The organism is Primorskyibacter sedentarius, from assembly GCF_004342065.1.
Taxonomy (GTDB): domain Bacteria; phylum Pseudomonadota; class Alphaproteobacteria; order Rhodobacterales; family Rhodobacteraceae; genus Primorskyibacter; species Primorskyibacter sedentarius.
The window spans coordinates 99876-119046 of sequence record NZ_SLZU01000004.1; the positions used below are offsets into that span (position 1 = coordinate 99876).

15 protein-coding genes are annotated in these 19171 nt (G+C 59.6%); 3 read left to right on the top strand and 12 right to left on the bottom strand.

Annotated features, from left to right (window positions below):
- Positions 1-2: 2 nt before the first annotated feature.
- The 5 genes from EDD52_RS08585 to EDD52_RS08605 form a co-directional block, all read right to left on the bottom strand.
- The gene (locus EDD52_RS08585) at positions 3-1127 is read right to left on the bottom strand and encodes a glycosyltransferase family 4 protein (protein ID WP_132243893.1); all 1125 of its coding nucleotides are present in this window, start codon (positions 1125-1127) and stop codon (positions 3-5) included.
- A gap of 1 nt (position 1128) precedes the next feature.
- Positions 1129-2025: a glycosyltransferase gene (locus EDD52_RS08590; RefSeq protein ID WP_243651879.1), complete on the bottom strand. Its 897-nt coding sequence runs from the start codon at positions 2023-2025 to the stop codon at positions 1129-1131.
- A gap of 240 nt (positions 2026-2265) precedes the next feature.
- The gene (locus EDD52_RS23840; protein ID WP_207905990.1) at positions 2266-3417 is read right to left on the bottom strand and encodes a DUF2793 domain-containing protein; all 1152 of its coding nucleotides are present in this window, start codon (positions 3415-3417) and stop codon (positions 2266-2268) included.
- 89 nt (positions 3418-3506) lie between these two features.
- Positions 3507-4187, bottom strand: coding sequence for an ABC transporter ATP-binding protein (locus EDD52_RS08600; protein WP_132243895.1), 681 nt, complete (start codon positions 4185-4187; stop codon positions 3507-3509).
- Between the two features lie 6 nt (positions 4188-4193).
- Positions 4194-5492 (bottom strand): KpsE/RkpR family capsule polysaccharide export protein, encoded by a 1299-nt coding sequence (locus EDD52_RS08605; RefSeq protein ID WP_243651880.1) that lies wholly within the window; start codon positions 5490-5492, stop codon positions 4194-4196.
- Positions 5493-5810: 318 nt separating this feature from the next.
- Here EDD52_RS08605 and EDD52_RS08610 point away from each other — a divergent pair, with 318 nt between their 5' ends.
- The 3 genes from EDD52_RS08610 (at position 5811) to EDD52_RS08620 (ending at position 9903) form a co-directional block, all read left to right on the top strand.
- Positions 5811-6611: an ABC transporter permease gene (locus EDD52_RS08610; protein ID WP_132243897.1), complete on the top strand. Its 801-nt coding sequence runs from the start codon at positions 5811-5813 to the stop codon at positions 6609-6611.
- Positions 6612-6692: 81 nt separating this feature from the next.
- On the top strand, positions 6693-8912 hold the full coding sequence (locus EDD52_RS08615; protein ID WP_132243899.1) for a glycoside hydrolase family 99-like domain-containing protein: 2220 nt from the start codon (positions 6693-6695) through the stop codon (positions 8910-8912).
- A 4-nt stretch (positions 8913-8916) separates the two neighbouring features.
- The gene (locus EDD52_RS08620; protein ID WP_132243901.1) at positions 8917-9903 is read left to right on the top strand and encodes a hypothetical protein; all 987 of its coding nucleotides are present in this window, start codon (positions 8917-8919) and stop codon (positions 9901-9903) included.
- A gap of 12 nt (positions 9904-9915) precedes the next feature.
- Here the strand turns inward: EDD52_RS08620 and EDD52_RS08625 are convergent, their stop codons facing one another.
- From EDD52_RS08625 to EDD52_RS08655, 7 genes are all read right to left on the bottom strand, one after another.
- A complete protein-coding gene (locus tag EDD52_RS08625; protein WP_132243903.1) occupies positions 9916-10350 on the bottom strand; it encodes a hypothetical protein in 435 nt (144 codons plus the stop codon).
- Positions 10331-11065: an SDR family NAD(P)-dependent oxidoreductase gene (locus EDD52_RS08630; RefSeq protein ID WP_132243905.1), complete on the bottom strand. Its 735-nt coding sequence runs from the start codon at positions 11063-11065 to the stop codon at positions 10331-10333. The genes EDD52_RS08625 and EDD52_RS08630 overlap by 20 nt, the downstream gene beginning before the upstream one ends.
- 17 nt (positions 11066-11082) lie before the next feature.
- Positions 11083-12342: an AMP-binding protein gene (locus tag EDD52_RS08635; protein WP_132243907.1), complete on the bottom strand. Its 1260-nt coding sequence runs from the start codon at positions 12340-12342 to the stop codon at positions 11083-11085.
- 3 nt (positions 12343-12345) lie between these two features.
- Positions 12346-12585: an acyl carrier protein gene (locus EDD52_RS08640; RefSeq protein ID WP_207905991.1), complete on the bottom strand. Its 240-nt coding sequence runs from the start codon at positions 12583-12585 to the stop codon at positions 12346-12348.
- Between the two features lie 27 nt (positions 12586-12612).
- The gene (locus tag EDD52_RS08645) at positions 12613-13359 is read right to left on the bottom strand and encodes a hypothetical protein (protein WP_165907487.1); all 747 of its coding nucleotides are present in this window, start codon (positions 13357-13359) and stop codon (positions 12613-12615) included.
- 96 nt (positions 13360-13455) lie between these two features.
- Positions 13456-15381: an O-linked N-acetylglucosamine transferase family protein gene (locus EDD52_RS08650; protein ID WP_132243911.1), complete on the bottom strand. Its 1926-nt coding sequence runs from the start codon at positions 15379-15381 to the stop codon at positions 13456-13458.
- Between the two features lie 69 nt (positions 15382-15450).
- On the bottom strand, positions 15451-19164 hold the full coding sequence (locus EDD52_RS08655) for a glycosyltransferase (protein WP_132243913.1): 3714 nt from the start codon (positions 19162-19164) through the stop codon (positions 15451-15453).
- Positions 19165-19171 lie beyond the last annotated feature (7 nt).

Consider the following 19171-nt stretch of genomic DNA (forward strand, 5'->3'; position numbering starts at 1 on the left):
CCCTAGCCTTCGGCGCAGATAGTTTCGAACACCTCCAGAATCGCCGCCCGCCACACGGGCGGCGAAAATTTTTCCTCCCATCTGGCGTGGATTTCGCGGCCGATGGCTTCTCGCCTCGCGCGGAACCGCAGAGTAACCCGGTCAATCCGCGCTGCGGCCTGACCCGGATAGAGCGTGTCGATCAGATGCATTTCGGGATGGTGACGGCTTAGCAGCGCGGTTCCACCCACGGGCGTTGAAAAGATCGGCAGGCCGTATTCAAACGCCTCCAGCATACCAATCGACAATCCTTCATAGCGTGACGTCATCAGGTACCCATCCGCCTGCGCCAGAAGCGGGCGCACGTCATTGGTCGGCCCTGCGAAATTGACGCGAGACATGGCATCGTCAGACAGGACACGGGCGAAACGTTTTCGCAGGCTCGGCCCATCTGTGTTTATTCCGACCAGAGTCAGCCGAAAATCAGCAGCCAGATGCGCAAATAGCTTCGCGGCCGCGGCGAGGTTCTTTTGGCGTGCGTCGCGTGTCGTCATGACCAGATGCCGCGGCCCCTTGGGTGCCGGTGTCGGACGGAACCCTCCCAGATCGGAACAGTTCGGCACGATATGGCAAAGATGACGCGCAAGCAGGCGCGGCGGGAAGGCGGCCTGATCCTCTTCGGTCAGGAAGATCAGGTGATGCTGCGGTGTGGCGTTCAGGAAATGTCGCTCCAACCGGCGGAAAAAGGTTGCGGCTGCAGGGCGATGTCCCGGCCCGAATGGCACGCCGTGATAGGTGCAGATCAGGCGCAGCTTGGGACGTTTGCGGACAACCATCCTTGCGAGCGGCAGTGTAAGCCGGGCATGGGCCCAAATGATATCAGGTTGAATGGAGGCCACGGCGCGATCAAGCTGGTTGGCCGCCGCCCGGATGCGTGCAGGTTTCAATGACGACGCCAGGCCCTGTATTTCAAGATGCTGTCGCCCCGGCTCTGCCGCAAATCCGTAGCCGCCGGAATCCGCGTCCGACGCAATGACGACCTCTGCCCGGTCAGTCAGAGCGTTGGCGAGTTGGTGGATATGGCGTGGCACGCCGGAACGCCCACCATCGCCCCCCAGCAGCAGTATCTTTGGTCGCGAGGGCAGCATTTCAGACCCGCCCCAGAATCGCGGCGCACCAAAGCATGAACGTCCCCGCACGGCCTTGTCTGTAGACACCAAGCTGCCGCAATCGCCGCAGACGGTCCAGAGGCGCGGCCCGTCGCGCCGCGATGAAATCTGCCAGCAGTGCCCGGTTTTCCGGGGTCAGCCGATGGGCAGAGCGCTGCAAGGCGTCGGCGTGCTTTTGGGTCGTGCGGCCATAACTGCCCGAAAGAACCCGAAAGGGCCTGCGAAGAAGAGCGCCCAATCCGTGATGGCCCGATCCGACGGCGTTTCGGGCGTGCTGGCGATACTTCACGGTTGGCACGTCATCCAGCAGGATTGCACCGCCCGCTCCGCTGATAAGCTGGTAAATCCACCAATCATGATAGGGCGGCTCCCCCGCTTCGCTGCGCGCCGATTGCACCAGTTCGATTGCGGCCCTGTTGAGCACCATGCAATTGCCGCCCGCAACGTTCTGTACCAAGGCATGTCGAAACCCCGGCGCGCGATCAGGCATGGGGGCCGCATGGCAGGAGCTGAGATCATCGTTGCAGATCAAGGCGCGGGCGCAGAACAGCGCTGGCTGCCCGTGGGGCAGGCAGGCCAACCCATGGGCTGCGCGTTCCAGCTTCTGCGGGAGCCAGACATCATCCTGATCGCTAAGCGCAGCATATTCGGCATCTTGCGGCAGGGCGGCAAGCAGTGTCAGAAAATTCTCTGTGGCGCCCTTGCAGGGGCCTTCAAACACGGTCAGCTCTTGGTTGTCGGCATATTCTTGCAAGATCTCGCAGGTGCCATCCGTCGATCCATCGTCGCTCGCAAGGAACCAGCGGGGCCGCACCGTTTGTCCGAGAATGCTGTCAATCTGCGCGCGCAAAGTTCCGGCGCCGTCATGGGTTGCCATGAGCACCGAAATGGATGGAAGTTGCGGGGCCTTTATCATCGGCCCGACATATACCTGCTTTTGCCTCCGATCCATACGAATCTGTGTCTGAAACAGGCGTTGCACCCGCTTCAGGGGGCTTGTTGCCAGCAGTCAGACTGTGGCCGATGGATGTTATCAGTGCGTGACCGGTCTGGCGGTGACAGGTCAGGCAAGCAGAAAAAGGCGCGGAGCCAGTCCGCGCCCACTTCCGGGTATAATCTAGACGGGTTGATTGTCGGACATCTTTCGCCAGTCGGTGCCATCGCTATACGCAGGCTGGGCACCGCCCGACGCGTCTGAAACGAACGCGATACCGCCTGCACCAACGCTGGATGCGGATGGAAGCGCCGCTTTCGCTGTCGGCTTAAGCCGCGCTATCCCGTCAATGTCCAGTTTTGCGACGCCGGGTGCCCGGCCGATCCCGACACGGCTGTTCTTGTCGATGTAGAGCGCATTGTTCATCGACGCGCTGCCGGGGAACTCCATCACCAAAGGGCTGCCTTTCCAGACACCCGAAGCGTCATAGGCGGTGATGTTGAACTGCTCGAACCCCGCATGCACGAGGCAGGCATAGCGGCGCACCCCGCCAAAGCCCATCTGGATCGATGAGGCCACCGGGTTGGGGTGGCTGTTGTTCAGCGTCGCGGTCAGATAGCTGTGCTTGTCCGTGGAAGAAATCAGCCGGTCGGCGGCCAGATCTTCGTCAATGAAGACCGGTGTGGCGATCTGCGTAGCGGATCCGTCCGCGGCAATGGACATGGCATCGGTCCATGTCGTCCCATCGGCACTGACCTTGATGGCAAAGCTGTCGCTTCCGGTTGTGCCCATCTCGGCCCGCCCGCCCCAATTGGTCTGGAACAGAAGGCTGGCCGTATCTGCCGCCGCCGCTTTGTTGATCTTCAACTGATGCCCATCACCGGCATGGTTCAGCAGCGTTGCGTCCGACGACACCGCAAGCCGGTTGATGTCATCGGCGGCAGTGGCAATGCCCAACTGCGGCACGTTCTGGATTGGCTGCCCGGCGTAAAGGCCCAGCTGTGTCCAGTCGCTGCCATCATAGGCGCACAGGATGTCTTCATCACGCACCTGCACGACCCAGCCTTCTTCCGGTGCGAAAAAGCTCCAGCCCGTGCCCTCCTCGAACACAGCGATGTCGCCCGAACGCCCGGCCCACGCCCCGGAGGCCGAAGGCCCGACGACATGGCGTTCGCCATGGTCGGGGTTGGCTGGTGGATCGCCCACGCTGCGGCTACCCACGGTTGGCTGAACAAGAGCGTCCAACACCCTCAGCGCCTCGTTATGGGTGACGTGCTTTTGCGCCTGCGCGGGCGCGATATACGGTAGTGAAAGAACAGCCGAGACCTCAGACATGGATAATTCCCCGTTAACGATATTGACGGGAAAGCTGTCATGGCGGGGTTACGGTTCACTGATCAGACAGTGCGCTGCCTGTTGCGCGGCTATTTTCGCATCCAGGGGGGCCGGTTGCCACGCATCGTATGTTCGTGATGTGCGATCGCGCGCTCGATCCGGGAATAGTATTTCAAACGGCCATTCTCAAGTACTGCACCGCTCTTGCACATGCGTTTGAGCAATTGCATGGAATGCGACACGATGATCGCGCCGCTGCGCTCCAGCCTGGCGTCCAGGATTGCCTCGCTTTTGCTGCGAAATGCCGCGTCACCGACCGAGGTGACCTCATCGATAAGATACGTGTCGAACTGGATGGCCATGGAGAAACCAAAGGCCAGTCGGGACCGCATGCCAGAAGAGTAGGTGCGCACCGGTAGGTTGAAATGAGCCCCCAGCTCGGAAAAATCCCTGACGAATTCGCACATCTCATCGGTATCGGCGCCGTAGATGCGGGCGACGAACCTGCAATTCTGCGCCCCGGTCAGATCCGGGTGAAAGCTGCCTGCGAACCCCACTGGCCACGAAACCGTGCCCGTCGAAAGCACCTCGCCAGCGTCGGGATCCATCGTGCCGGCGATCATCCGCAATAGGCTCGACTTTCCCGCCCCGTTCCGGCCGACCAGTCCCACACATTCGCCTGTTGGAAAGGTAAAATTTATGTCGCGCGCAACGTGTTTGGTAACACCGTTGACCGTGTAGCTTTTGTTGAGGTTCCGGAGGACAATCATTGCGGCTCAGCGCCTGTCGCGCACGCTGTAGTAGATCAGCACGACAATGGCCCAGGTCAGCAGGGCGAAAACGCTGGTCAGAAGGGTCAGCAACCATCGCTGGGGATAGCCAGAGCTTTCTGCGAGCGTCGGTCGGGTATATGCGGCGAGATACCGGCTTTGACGCCGCGCTTCTGCCTGGGCTGCGTCGAAGGCAGAGAGAGCCGACACATAGGCGTTTTCGGCAAATTCGCGATCCACGACCAGCCGTTCATACTCTCCGACCAGGGTGGAGTAGTCCTGCCCCCCGGATGCAGCACCCGCCCCGACACCAAACTTGGTGCGTTCTTTCTCGATCAACTGTTCGATCACCGCGATCCGACGCTCGCTCTGTTCGATCCTGGGGTCGGCAGCGCGCGTGGTTTCGCGCAGCAGGTTCATCTCGATGATGGCCTCGGCGAGCTGTGCTTCCAGCGAATTGAGCAGCCCCATCTGGCCCTGAATGTCCGCAGAGGGGTCGACCAACTGCGTCTCGGACCGGAAGCCGGTCAGCGCCTGACGCGCTACCTTCAGCCGCTCTACCGCCTTTTCCAGTTCTTCCCCGGCGTAGCGCGTGGCGTCTTCGCGTGCGATCGCGGACAGTTCGTTGATCATGGCCGAGGATTCCGCAAAGATTTCCCTCGCGATCATCTGCGCGTCCTGCGGGTCAAATGCGTGAACACGCAACTCGATCAGGCCAGTGCCGCTATCATAGAAAATGCGGACCATCCGTTTCCAGTAGTCCAGAAGATCCTCGATCGATCCGGTTTCATCGAAGGCGAAGATCGGGTCAAAATCGGGTTTGGAGTAGATCGAGCGCAGGTCCAGCTTTTCGTCGATCCGTTGAACAAGGTCCTGGCTCTGGATGAATTCGTAGAGGATATCCGTATCGGACGAACTTGTGCCCGAAAGGCTGCTCAACCCCGAGATCAGATCGAGCGAAGAGTTCACATCTTCCGACCTTACGGAGAAACCGACTGTCGATGTGTACTGATCTTCGGCTATTGCAAAAAGATAATAGGCGGCAAGCATCAGCGGTGTTACGACCATCAGGAAAAACGCCACGATCAGGCCCAGATGCCGTTTCTTGACCGATGCGTCGGCAACTGTTGGCGGCGCGGCAATCACGCCGGCCTTGTCAGATTTCTTCTTGGTCGATTTTTTGGTGGCTTTGGGTTTCTCGGACGTTTCTTCAGTCTCACTGTCCGGCGTAGTGGTGCTGCTTTCTTCCGCTCTGGCATCTGACTGCGACTTAGCGGCCCGGATGGCTGCTTTCCGCCTCTTCAACTTGGCCGCATTTGTAGGGCGGCCCTTCGCGGGCTGCGGTCCGTCGGGCTTGGCCACGTCTGACGAACGGACCGCTTGCAGCGCCGGGTCTGCGCTTTGCGGGGCGTTTGGCAGAGTTGCTTCGGGAGCGTCGCTCGGAGCCGCTGCGGATTGTGAAGACGTCTTGGAAATGGTCAACTCGCTCGATACTGGTTGCCCGTGACTGGGTAGCCCGGATTGATTTACACCTTCACACGCCGGTTGCAATACGGCAAACGATAACATGGTAGTGCCCAGGCAGGGAACACAATGTGTGCCCGGGGAGAGGATGCAGAAGCGATGGCAAGCAAGTTACTGGCTCGAAGGTCCCGCAAGTTTCCCGGCACAAGGGCCATCACGGCGCTGTTGCTTCGCGAGATGTCCACCACCTACGGAAAGTCACCGGGTGGATACATCTGGGCGGTATTGGAACCGGTGGCCGCCGTGTCCCTGCTGTCGATCGTGTTTTCCTTTGCCTTCCGCAAGCCACCCATCGGCAATGATTTTGCACTGTTCTACGGTACGGGCTTCATGCCCTTCGTGCTCTATAACGACGTGGCGCGTAAAATAGGCCTTTCGATCCGGTTCTCCAAACAACTACTCGCCTATCCGAGCGTGAACTTCGTCGACGCGATACTCAGCCGTTTCATTCTGAATTACCTGACACAGGCAATGGTCGCGTTTGTTTTCATGACCGGGTTGATCGTGCTCGTAGACGCCAATGTGATCCTCGACTGGGGGGCCATAGCTCAGGCCATGAGTATGGCCGCTGCCTTGGCGTTGGGGCTGGGTGTCATGAACTGCTTTTTGATCCATATGTATCCGGTCTGGGATCAAATCTGGACAATCATAAACCGGCCGGCGTTCATTCTGTCGGGCGTGCTGTTCGTCATCGATGACATATCCGAGCCATACCGTTCGATCCTGCTCTACAATCCGATCGCACATATCGTCATGCAATTCCGCGCGGGCTTCTTCGTGACCTATGACGCGGTCCACGTGTCGCAGACATATGTGTATACGATATCGATCATCTGCATGTTTTTTGGGCTGCTGTTGTTGTCTCGGTACAACCGTTACATCCTGAATGAAGCCCCCTGATGGATCTGCGTCTATATTCCCATTTGCAGGGGCAAGGGCTGGTTGATAAGGGGGGCGTGAACGCCTCAGTCGGGACCAAGTATGCGACTTACCTCACAGCTTCCTTCTCATCGCCTTGCACGGTTCGCGCGCCTTTTTCTGTTAAAGCCAAGTGAGCGCCGTTACCTGTCGGCGGCATCGAAAAGCGGGCTGTTTGACAAGGTGTACTACAAGGGGGCTTACCCCCATATTCATCCTCTGTATCATAAATTTGCCCTGCGCCATTACATCGTCATCGGCGAACGGATGGGCTTTCGGCCGAACCCTGACTTTTCACCCTCAGCTTACCTGCGCTACAATCCTGACGTTGCAGCGACCGGGGTTCCGCCGTTCCAGCACTGGGTTACAGCCGGGCACAAGGAAACGCGCGTCCACAAGGAATTACCGCAGGTTGTCGAACTGCCGCAGGCCAAGATGCCGGTACTGCGCTTCGATGGGGACCGCGAAACTGCGCCTTACGCGATTGTCGTTCACATCTACTATCCTGACCTTTGGGATGAATTCCGCGAGACGCTGGAGCGGGTAAATCTCGATTACGACCTCTTTGTCACGATTACCTATCGCGGCGCAGAGACGGATGAACTCGCGCAGAAGATCCGCGAGCAGTTTCCCAAAGCGGTCGTTGCGCCGATGCCCAACCGTGGGCGTGATATTCTGCCGTTCGTTCACCTGATCAACTCCGGCGTGCTGGATGGCTATAAGGCCGTCGCGAAATTTCACACCAAGAAATCTCCGCATCGCGAGGATGGTGACAAGTGGCGCCGCCATCTCATTGACGGCATCCTGCCGAAGGAAGGTCTTGAGGAGAAAGTCGCGGCCTTTGTCGCCGATGAAAGCGCAGGTTTCTGGGTGGCGGACGGCCAGCACTTTACCGGCGAGGAATGGTGGGGCTCCAACCTGGAGACGACGCGCAGCCTGATGCGCCGGATAGAAGTGGTGGTCGATCAAGGCAAACTGTCCTTTCCGGCGGGCTCTATCTATTGGGTCAAGCCCTTGCTTCTGGGCATGATCAAGAGTTTGAAGCTGAACGAGAATATCTTCGAGCCGGAGCAAGCGCAGGTCGACGGCACCCTGGCACATGCGATCGAACGCGCCTTGGGCTTTTTGTGCGAGGCGACGGGGCAAAAGGTGGTCCAATCCAGCCAGATTGACCCGATGCTGCAACATCAACGGCCCGAGACACCGCAATTCGTCAGCGCTTTCTACCTGCCGCAATTCCATCCCATCCCGGAAAACGATGCCTGGTGGGGCAAGGGCTTTACCGAATGGCGTTCCACCGTCTCTGCGACCTCTCTTTTTCCGGGGCATCTGCAACCGATGCTGCCCTCTGACCTTGGATATTACGATCTGCGCGCGACCGAAGTGATGGGCGAACAGGCGGCTCTGGCACGCGACGCGGGCGTCGATGCCTTCTGCGTCTACCATTATTGGTTTGACGGTCGGCGGGTGCTTGAAGCGCCGCTTAACAAGTTGCTGGAGCAGCCAGAGATCGATTTCCCCTTCTACCTGTGCTGGGCCAATGAAAGCTGGCGCCGTAATTGGGATGGGTTGTCCGGTACGGTGTTGCTGGAGCAAACCTATGCGATGGGTTTCGAAAAGCAGTTGGTCGAGGATAGCCTGCCCTATATGCGGGACCCGCGTTATCAACGGCCCGATGGCATTCGCCCGCGCTTTGTAATCTACCGCCCCGAGGACATGCCTGATCCGGCGTCCAGCGTTGCCGCCATGCGGGACGCCTGGCGCGAGGCCGGTATCGGCGAGGTGGAACTGGGCGCAGTCTGTTTCCACGTTGCCGGTGAGAACAAGGTAGAGGATGACCTCTTTGATTTCTGGATCGAGATGGCGCCCCATGGCATGGTCACCGGCGATGACTACCTGTTTGGCGGCCCGGCGGGCAACAGGCTGGGTTTCGCACCGGCCGAAGGATTTGAGGGCCTGATTTACGATTACGGCGCCGTCGCGCGCAACTCTGTCACGCCCAGCTACTACAAGAAATTGCCCAAGAACACGATTTGCGGGGCAATGCCCAGCTGGGACAATACCGCGCGGCGCGGCCGAATGGCTCATATCGCTTACGGTGCGAACCCGGCCACCTTCAACAGATGGCTTACGCCATTGCTGGAAAAGCGCGTCCCGACATCCTATCGCAAAGAGCTCTTTCTCAATGCCTGGAACGAATGGGCCGAGAAGGCAGTGCTGGAGCCAAGCGAGACCTTCGGCACGCTGTATCTCGACGTCTTGAAGAAGCATCTGGGCAAGTAGACCCGTGTCGCGGCTCGTCCTTCACATCGGCACGCATAAAACGGCGAGCACCACGGTACAGGACATGATGCATGCCAATGCTGCGCTCTTGCGGGACGCAGGCGTGATCTATCCCAGTATTGGGCGGCATAGTGGGCATCACGCACTCGTGGCCGACTGGGCCAAGCTGGCGCGCAACTTTCACGTCCCCGAAGGCGGAGAGGCCGCCCTGCGCGCTTTGGTCAAGGACCATGCGGATAGTGACCGAACGCTCTTTTTGTCCAGCGAGGAGTTTTCCAGAGGGCATCCCGACGGGCGCACGGATATGGCGCTTTTGTCAGAGATCGTGTCCGCCTTCAGCGAGGTAGAGGTTCTGGTTGTCGTCAAGGAGCAATGGCATTTGCTTCAGTCGATCTATCTGGAGGTCTCGAAAAGCCGGCAGCCAATGCGCCTTCCCGAACTGGTGGAGCATGCCTGCGATACCGGTATGGCATCCGGCCTATGGCTGGATTACGGGAAGCTCTTCGACCACCTGCTGACCGGCTTTGCTGCCGAACAGATCCGGTTCGTCGACTACCGAAGCGCTTCGTCCCAGCCGGGCGGCATCGTTGGGTTCTTTCTGCGCCATTTGAGCGCGGGTCTTGATGTGGCTGATCTTGAGCTGATTAACGACGGCCGGTCCAACGCCTCGCCGCTAGCCCTTGGAAGTTGGGCTGCGAACGCCATTGCCGCCCCCGACACGGCGACAAAGAGCCTCGTCAACATGGCGAGTGGCGCCTACACCGCCGAGTTCGGAGAGCGGCCGAGCTGCATTTTCACAAGGGCAGAGATCAACGCTATCCGAAAGCGGTTCGACGCATCAAATGAGCGTCTGGCGCAAAGGCTTGAAAAGACGCAAGGGACGTTCCGGCTTAGCGCATCGCCGTTGAGCAAGGATACGGTGCACCGCGAGGATATCGGCCCCGGTTTCTGGCTTCGGTGCAGCCGCCGCCTGCATCACAAATGGGCGTAGACACCACGCTTCTTAGCTATTTTCGGTCAGGGCAAGCCGCCCGAACGCCAGCCAGTAATCATCAGTATCGTATCGTTCAAGCGCGATCCTATACGCTTCCCACGTGACTGTCGCGTACGGTGCGTCCATTCGGGTCAGCTCTGCAGGCGGCATGCCACGAAGGACGGTCAGGATCGGCGTGCCAGTGAGTTTTGCGACGACTTCAAGCCCGGTCCAGGCTTTCTGGGCGCTTTCCGGGGACAAGCCGGGCAGGGCCCGTGCGATAATGTCTGGCAGCAGAACGCCGCGCGGCTCTGCATCAATGGCAGTGGCGGGACCAGCCGCAGCATCCGGTACGTAAACGAGCCGCGTTCCGCAGGGCAGATAGGTGGCGGGACCGGGCAGGGCGGCCGCGATAATGCGCCCGCCCGAGACGTTCAAGCAAAAGTCAGCTGGTGATACCGCCATCGACGAAGACCACCTGTCCCTGCATGTTGGTCGTGCCGGAGATGACCAGATCCACGACCTTGAAGATGTTTTCGTCATTCGACAGCGACCCCGAAGGCGTGCGCCGCTTGATCGTGTTCAGCTGCTCGGGGCGCAGGACCGACGACATTTCGGATTCGAAGAACCCAGGTGCCACGCAATTGACGAAGATGTTGGCCTCGCCGACCTCGCGCGCCAAGGCCCGCATCATCGCGTCCAGATAGCCTTTGGACCCGGCATAGACCGACAGGCCGGCATAGCCGCGCGATCCGCAGATCGACGAGATGTTGCAGATATTGCCGCCGCCCTGAAGCATCATGCGCTTGATCGCGGCGCGGGTCAGGATGGTCGGGCCGACGATATTGATGTTCACGATCTGCTGGATGGTATCCAGATCGGTGTGCATCAGCAGCTGGTCCTGACCGATGGCAGCGTTGTTGACGATGCTGTCCAGCCGACCGCCGAACTTGTCGCAAACCTCTGTTACGAAGGCGTTGACCTTGTCCGCATCCACCGCATCAACCGATGCGAAGTGAAAGCTGTCGCCGTATTCCTTTTCCAGCGCATCCATTTCTGGCGTGCGCGAACGGGCAAAGGTCGCAACCTTGTTGCCGTTCTTCAAAAGCTGGCTGACCAGATGCAGGCCCAGCCCGCGAGAGCCGCCGCTGACGATGATGTTCTGTCCGTTGGTATGCATGTGCGTGTTCCTTGCGTTCAGCTCTTGAGGCTTGCGCGCATGGGGATGCTGTCAAGAAACTCCCACATCCGCGGCACGGCGTATTCGGCCAGCCCTTTGCTACAATATTCAGTCAGATCGCGTTCGGCGGTTGCCTTGTCGGCGTCTTTCGTCAGCACCACCTTCGCCACCGGCAGGTTGCCCATCAGCGGTGCCCGGCGCGCCGTGACCTGCGACCACAGCACGTTGGGGTGCGCGTTAAGATATGCCTCGATATCTGGCGGGAAGGCTTTCTGACCGCCCACGTTGATCATGGTGTTGCCCGCACGCCCGCAGAAAAGGAAACGGTCGCCGCGGCGTTCCACGATGTCGCCGGTATCGACCCAACCGGCCGCATCGGCCTTGTTGGAATAGGGCGAGCGAATATATAGCCGGTTCTCTTCGACCTTCACGCCAATGGCGCGGGAGGGGTCGGTCAACTTCACGTCGAACCCGGCTTTGCCATCCGTCACGACAATCGCCGCACCCGCTTCGGAGCTGGCGTAGATATGGCGGATCCTGGCCGCAGGGAAGATGCCGCCCAGCTCGTCCAGAATGGCCTGATCCACAATCTCTCCGCCCATGGAAATGGACGTAAGGGGCGCGGACCGGATCAGGTCGAAGTCGATATTCATCAGCGCATGGCGCCAGAAGGTAGGGGTAGAGGAGATCGCGGTGATCTGCCCGGTCCGCAGCGCCGCCTCGAAACTGGCGGCAAGGTCGTTGAAGTCGCCGCAAATCAGGTTCTGGCCGGGCTTGAACAGCCCGAGCGCAACCATCTGGAACCAGGCATAGCTGCCGATCTGGTAAGGCAGGAACCAGGTGTTTTCCGGCAGCTCGGCCACGCGGTCGAACGTGTTGAGCGTCTCCCAGCTATGCGGGATCAGCTTCAGCAAACCGGTGGTGCCAGAGGTCAGGACCGTGACCCGGCCCGGCTCCAGCATGTCACCTGCATCCTGTGCGTCGCCCATCACCCTGGCCCCGGCCCAGTCGAACAGGGTCACGTGATTTTCAGCGAACCGGCCTGCCACTTCGGGCGAGACGCGGTGGCGTTCCACCACGCCGTAATCCAGCCCGTGCGTCAGTCCGTAGATGATCGCGCCGAAGGCCTCTTGCATCGTGTCGACCACGAACACCACGCGCTGCCCGTCAAAGCGGTCGGGCGCGCCAAGCCGGGCATCACCGGTTGCCAGAAGGGCGGCCCAGTTGGCCTGCCCGTCGGGAAAGGTGATGGCGTTGCTATGGGCGACGTCAGGCATGGCTCAGGCCGTGGCTTTCTCGAAGAAGTCCAGCACGTCCTTCACCGTTTCGATGTTGCGCATGGCAGCAGCATCAAAGGTCAGCTCGCGGCCAAGCTTGGTTTCGATGCGCAGGGCAACTTCGGAAAAGTCGAGGCTGCGGAAGTTGGCATCGCGCGTGGCAACGGCTTCTTCGGTGATCGGCTCGCGCCCCTTGTTGGTCATTACAAGGTTCATCGTGTCGAGGATTTCCTGGCGTTCCATTTACTCAGTCCTTTGGAAAAGTGTCACTTACATAGCCGCCAGAAGGGCGGCCTCGATTTCGGCGCCAAGAGCCTTGATCCGGTCCTGTGCATGGTCCGGGTAGGCATCGGCGAAATGTTTGTGCCACGGATGGCGGGTGCGGGTGGCCATATGCATGGCAAAGTTGACCGGCCCCTCAATACCGTTGCGGCCGACGATCTGACCCTCGGGGATTTCGCCCTCGGCCAGCGCGCCCGCAGCAATCAGGCAACCGCGGCCGATCTGCGTGCCGGGCATGCATTGCGCATTGACGCAGACGGTGACCATGTCGCCAATGGTGACAGGGTCATGGATATGGCTGGGCGGCAGCGGGTCGTTCATCGTGGTGGTCAGCGAAAACAGCCAGACAAAGTCACCGATCTGCGTGCCCTTGCCGACATGGGCATAGCCATGCAAGCGCGTGAAGTCGCCGATCTTGCAGGTGCCTTCGATATCTGAGAAATTGCCCACGCGCAGGTTTTCACCAATCTGGCTTTTTTCGCGAATGACGATGTGATGGCCGGTTTCCAGTTTCGGCCCGATGGTGGAGCCTTCATAGAGTACGGAATGTGAACGCACCGTGGCGCCGGCGCCAAGCTTCAGCGGACCGTTCTCACCCGGTCCGGGATGGCCAAGGATGCAGAAATCGCCGATCGTGCAATTGTCACCGATCTCGGCATTGGCATAGACGCGGACGCCTGCACCGAAACGCACATTGGCGCCGATACTGGCCTTGGGATCAATCATTGCATCCATGTCTTTTTGGTCCTTTGACGCATCATTTTCTGCCGTTCCATCCGGGGCACCCATTACCTCAGGGCCGACCCTTTGACAAATCCCGTTTCGCCGCAGTTATCGCTTGTCCCACACGTCAAGCAGCAGTTGCTGAAACTGTGTGGAATAGTCATCCACGTTGAAGAAAGGCATCTTGCCCTCGTAGTTTTCAAGCCGCCGGCTGATCTGTGCGCGTTTCTCTGGCGAGCGGCCAAGATCGGCGGCGATGCGAACGAAGTCTTCTTCATCCTTCGCGACCAGCTCCTCCAACCCGACAGAGCCCACAAGGAATTGGTCGATGGACCGTGACGATACGCGTTTCGTGGTGACCACGGGCTTGGCCTTGTCCAATGCCAGCGTCACGGTGGTCGCTCCGCCATGCGGCCAGGTCGTGAGGTAGACGTCGCAGATCTGCACGAGGTTGCGCGCCTCGGCCAGCGTCAACTCGTTCGTGATGACAACATTGGAAAGGTCAAAACCCTCTTCGGTGGCCACGCGGCGCAGCCGTTCCCAGAAGATGTTGGAATGCAGGTTCCCCGACCAACCAGAATTGAACGGTGCCATGACCAGCTTGCCGTTCGGCACCTGCGCCACGGCGCGCATATAGGCCCGCAGGCAGGGCGCGCGCAGCCGGTCGACGGAACTGCCATTGTAGAACATCACGTCGTCGTCACGCAGGCCGATCGTTGCCCGGTTGAGCACGGTGCGTGTCTCTTTGCCCAGACCGAACGGGTAGCAGATAGAGGTCGGGTTCAGAAAGATCGGCGGTTCCATGATGTCGGAATAGGCGATCTCGTCGGCGGGATCCGGGCAGCCGGACGTCAGGAAATGGTCGAACGCCCCGACCGAGGTCGGAAGCGGGTTCACCGTGTTCGAGGATATCTGAACAGGGGCCACGCGGTGCGAGATCAGAAGGTCCGCAGTCCCCACCCCGAAATGGGTGGAATTGGCCAGAATGAAGATGTCAAGCTCGTCGCGGCGGAGGTTCTCCACGATATGCTGCGTGCCTTGGACATAGCGCAGCAGACGGCGACCTGAGAGCACCTTGTCGAACGCATCGTCAAATGACTTGTCGGCCTTCACCACGCGGTCGAAATGATCGATCGTATAGGCAAAGATTTCGAACCGGTCCGTGTCGAAATCCCGAAACAGCGCGTACAGGGACTCGCTGTCGGGCCCCTTTTTCAGGGTTCGGGCCAGAAAACCGACACGGATCTTGCGCTTTGGATCCCTGCTACGCGCCGGAGGGTGAAATGCTGGGATCTTCCGCAGCTTCGGATCCATCTCCCGGATCAGGTCGATCATCTTCTTGCGTTTGACAAGAAGTGCAGGCGCGTCGATTTCGGCCACGTAATATTCGCCCAGATTGATTTTCTGCACGAGGTCCAGAAGGCTCTTTTGAAGCGGAACGACCAGCGGGTCGACCAGCAGGTCGCAGATCCAGTCAATCAAGGCTGGGGCAAATTCGCCATAGTCCTTTTCATCCTGCTCGGTCAGCAGCACGGGACGGTTGAGCAGGATATCCAGATAGAAGCCCAGCTCGAACCGGGTCATCGTGGAAACCTGTCGGGGTGTCAGAAGGGGCAATTTGTGCGGCGACAGGAACATCGTCAGGACCGCGATGTCGCGGAAAGCGGTCATTCCCTCGGCGTCGGCCAGAGAGGCCATGCAAGTATCGATCAGAGACTGGTCCGCATCGCTCTGCTCAAGGACCGGATAGCCAAGCCAGATGCGATAATGCGGCTGCGACATGAACACTGTTCGACAGATGGCTTCACTGTCGCGCGCATGGTCCGAGGGGGCTTTGGTCTTGTCAGCACCGGGCGAGAGATGATCAAACAGCATCCGGGCGACGCTGCTGCGCGATTGGCTGATCGCATGTAGCTGCGATGGCGCAATGGCATTCGCAACAATACCGAATGTCGACAAGGCAGTTTGGTAGAGCTGCAGGTCCTCGATCAGGCGGCTGTCGAGGCATTCTATCAGCTTTGCTCGTGTCTTCATGGCAAAGGTCTCCGGTGGTACATACGCGGGTCACAGGTAAAGAAAGACGGATGCCGACGCGGGTGGCATCTATCCAAAAAGGTGGTTGGTCACGGCCTTGTAGACGAGCGGTGGCAAGGTGGCGCTGCCGCTGGATGAGTTGATCAGGGTGCTGCAGGGGATCCAGTAGAACTCCAGCCCGAACAGCGTGGCGATATTGTACCAGCTGTTGTGATCCTGCGACTCTTTCAGGTTGCTGATCACGTAGATCTGGGTGCCGGGTCGGGCCAGCATCAACGCAGGACCAACAAGTTCGGCCTCCGCGACGACGATCGTGCGTGCGTCCCCGATCATCTGGGCCATCTCGGCGATGCTGCGATGCGCGATGTTTTCGACATCGAACCCGGAGGCGTCGAACAAGGTGCTCAGGTCCTGCCAGTTGTTGATCCAGGCAAGGTCGGCTTGTTGGGTCAGCAGCAGGTCCACCGGGCGCGTTGATTGCGGCTCGGTCAGATAGGAGGCCTGCAGGGCATCACGCGCCGCCATGAGTGCATCAATGTTCAGGAAGCTGTCGGCCTCCTCACCCTTGGCCTTGTCGGGCGCATTCACATAGGCAACCGGGGGCGTGACGACGGTCAGGCGACTGATTTCGGCAATATGCCCGCGGCGCAGAATGGTGATTGGATTTTCGCAAAGCTTCCGAAGAACCTCGATGCAGCGCGCATCCATGGTCTCGTCAACGAGCAGGCGGGCGTTTTCAGGCAGGCCAACCTCCATCAGCGCCATGAGCGATGCGATGACGTCAATTGCCCAGTTGCCCTGTGGCGCATTCGCAGTCCGCATGAGGATGCCATGCGCGATGGGCTCTGTGCCGACATCGGCATAGGACCAGCGTACGAAATCGCCCTGCGCCTCGACGCCAAGCAAGTACTCAGGCCAGGGCTGTGCATCGGTTTGGTTGGGCGTCTTCGGCACAAGGACCTCGTTATTGTCGAGGTCTATCATGCCGGGATAGCCGCCCACGACGGCCACCTTGCGTATTTCGTGGATATGGATGGGCTGGTTGTTGTTCCGGGTGGTATGCGTCGCGAAATGCGTCCAGCCCAAAGAACGCGGCTTGTCGAAAAATTCAGGTTTTAGCGTGCTTGGCGGGTTGGCCGGGTAAGCGGTTGGTGCCTCTGGTTCATGGAAGCGCCACCGCGTCAGAAGAGTGTTGGCAAAGTGACGGCGCACGCCTTTGCCAAAGGCAAAGCGCGTCTTCGCCCCGGTGATTGCATCGGCCATGGCACCATCGCACTGGCCGATCGACCGGGACAGCTGCAACTCGACGGCATCGCGCAGCGGATGCTCTTGGGACAGACTGAGCCTGTGTCGGAAGCCGTCGCGCGCGAAGGATTCCATTGTCGAGCGGCCCTCAGTTTCCCACTGCATACGGGTCTTGATGGCGCTGGCCACGAAATCCCCGCGTGGCATGTCACCTGCGCGCCCCGCCAGATAGTAGGTCAGCGGGTGCAGCGGTTCCTGCCACAGGTGCGGGAAACGCTGAAGGACGAATTCCGTATCGAAAAGCGGATGAGGGCAGATATGTTCGCCCATCGTTTTCCACTCGCGGAAGAAGATGTTCAACGCGGAGGGAGAGTTGATCCGGAACCCGTGCTGTCGCGACAGATAATCGTTGGACACCATCGGATGGAAATCCAGACCCTCGGACATTCCGTGGCGGTAGTAGTGCAGCAAAGCCTTCGTGTCGGCGGATGTCCGGGCGATGTGGCGGTAGAAAACCGGATCGAAAACCGTGTGCGTCTTCTCGGCCGCATCCGGCGAGTAGAGGTAGTAAAGCAGGTCGGGCACTTTGGTCAGGGCCTGACCGCAATAATGAGAAAACAGCCCGCGGTCGATCAGGGTGCAGTAGATGCGGCTCCCCGTCATCTCGGCATAGCCGAATTCAAGGTAATGCCGCAGCGGATCGATCCGCGCATCGCGCACATCGGGCGAGCTTTCGGTGTAGAACGTGCCGTCGAACAGCGGATGGGTATGGGCGGGCTCTGCATGACTGCGCTTTGCGTACCAGCTCAGCAAGTTGGTGCCGTCTGGCGGCGTGGCACTGTCGGCGAGCCAGTCCGGATCCAGCAAAGGATGCGGCTGTAACCCCCGCACATGTCCCTCGCGGATGTAGTGCAGCAGGGGCGCGTCCCAATCCTTGCCGTCTTCCAGCATGTAAAGCCGGTAGAAATCATCGTCGAAATAGACCGAAAGGTTGTCGCCCGGAAGGCGCGCGGTCTCTACGATCCCGGCTACGATCTCCTTGGGCTGCTGTTTGGAGAACTTCGTCGAGCAGGTAAGCTCCACAAGTTCGCAAAGCTGGTCAATTTCGGACTTTGTCAATTTGTGCGCAGGGTCCGAAGTTGCGGTCGCAATGCGCGGCTTGGCAGTGACCGCGTTGTTGAGTGCCTGCTCGAACACATCGCGGTGGAATTCTTTCTCGAAATGGCGTCGTGACTGTTCGCGCAGCGATTTCAGACGCTTTTCATCCAGTCCCGCGACATGCTCGCCCAACTCATCCGGCGTGTTCCAGATCATGACGCCGGGGGGGCAATAGGCAAGTTCGCTGAAGGCTTCGAAGGGTTGGTTGTGGGCCGCGACAGCAACGCCGTGGGACAGGGCCTCAATCAGGGACATTCCGCCCCCGATGGGGAATGTGCAGACAAGAAGGCTGACCGCGTATTTGTCGATGAACCTTGCGAGGGAAGGGTAGAAGGCGACATGAAGAAAGCGGTCTTCGTCGATCATGCGACGGCGCAACTCTTCGCGGATTGCGATCAGGTCGGCCGGATACAGATCCCCGATATGCACATGGACGGAATCGTCGCGCAACAGAAGCTCGCTGACGATTTCCTTGTATTTCACCGGGTAGCTGAAAGGCGGGAAGAACTTGATCCTGTTGCCAATGGAAACAGAGATGAAGTCCGCGCCTTCCAAAGCATCTTCCTGCTGCTCGGTCAGCGCAGGTATCTCTTCGGTAAAGGTCGCCGGAGACAGCGGAATGTAATGTTTTCCGCGAGAGCCGGGTATATCGTAATCGTCGACCATGCCGCGCTTGTGCGCCAGGTAGACACAGCCCGGCAGCGAAAGCCCCAGTGTCGGGCGTATATCCGCATGGTGATAGAAGAAGACATCGGGGCAGGTTTTCGCGGGTGGGCGCTTCAGGCCAGTGCCGACAGGGTCGTTGCGCCCGCGATTGACCGAGGCGGCCGCCGTGACAGCCGCGACATCATGCGGATGGTTGAACAGGTGGATCTCTGTCGGGCGGTTTTCCCGCGTCACGTAGAGGATGTCCGCAACGGCTTCTGGCAATGTCCGGGACGGGTCCAGAACAATGACTTCGACGTTGTCGTCGTTAAGGTAGGGGTATTTCCAGAAGACGGTCGAAAGGTCAGTCTCGGCCCCGTCGAACTGGGTGACCAGAACAATCACTCGCCGGTCTTCGTTTGCGCGCACGAAATTGGCGACCAGCGCCGTGTGCCCGCCCGTGGGGTAAAGCTGCGTGGCAAGGATCATCACCGTGCCGTCATCCGGGCGAAGGTCCGGCAGGACATAGGCATCGCGCCGTGCCAGTCGCTGGCACAGCTGATCCCCGAACCTTGCCAGCCGGTTGAGCTTGTCGCCTTCCGCAAATTCCGGGTCGGGCGTCATCGCTCGCAAGGCGCGCGCGATGCAGCGCGATGACTCGTCGTCATGCCCATAGCGTTCGTACAGCGCACCTAAGTAAAGGAGGTCACGCAGCTCTTTGAAATTCGGTGCCATGGGACCT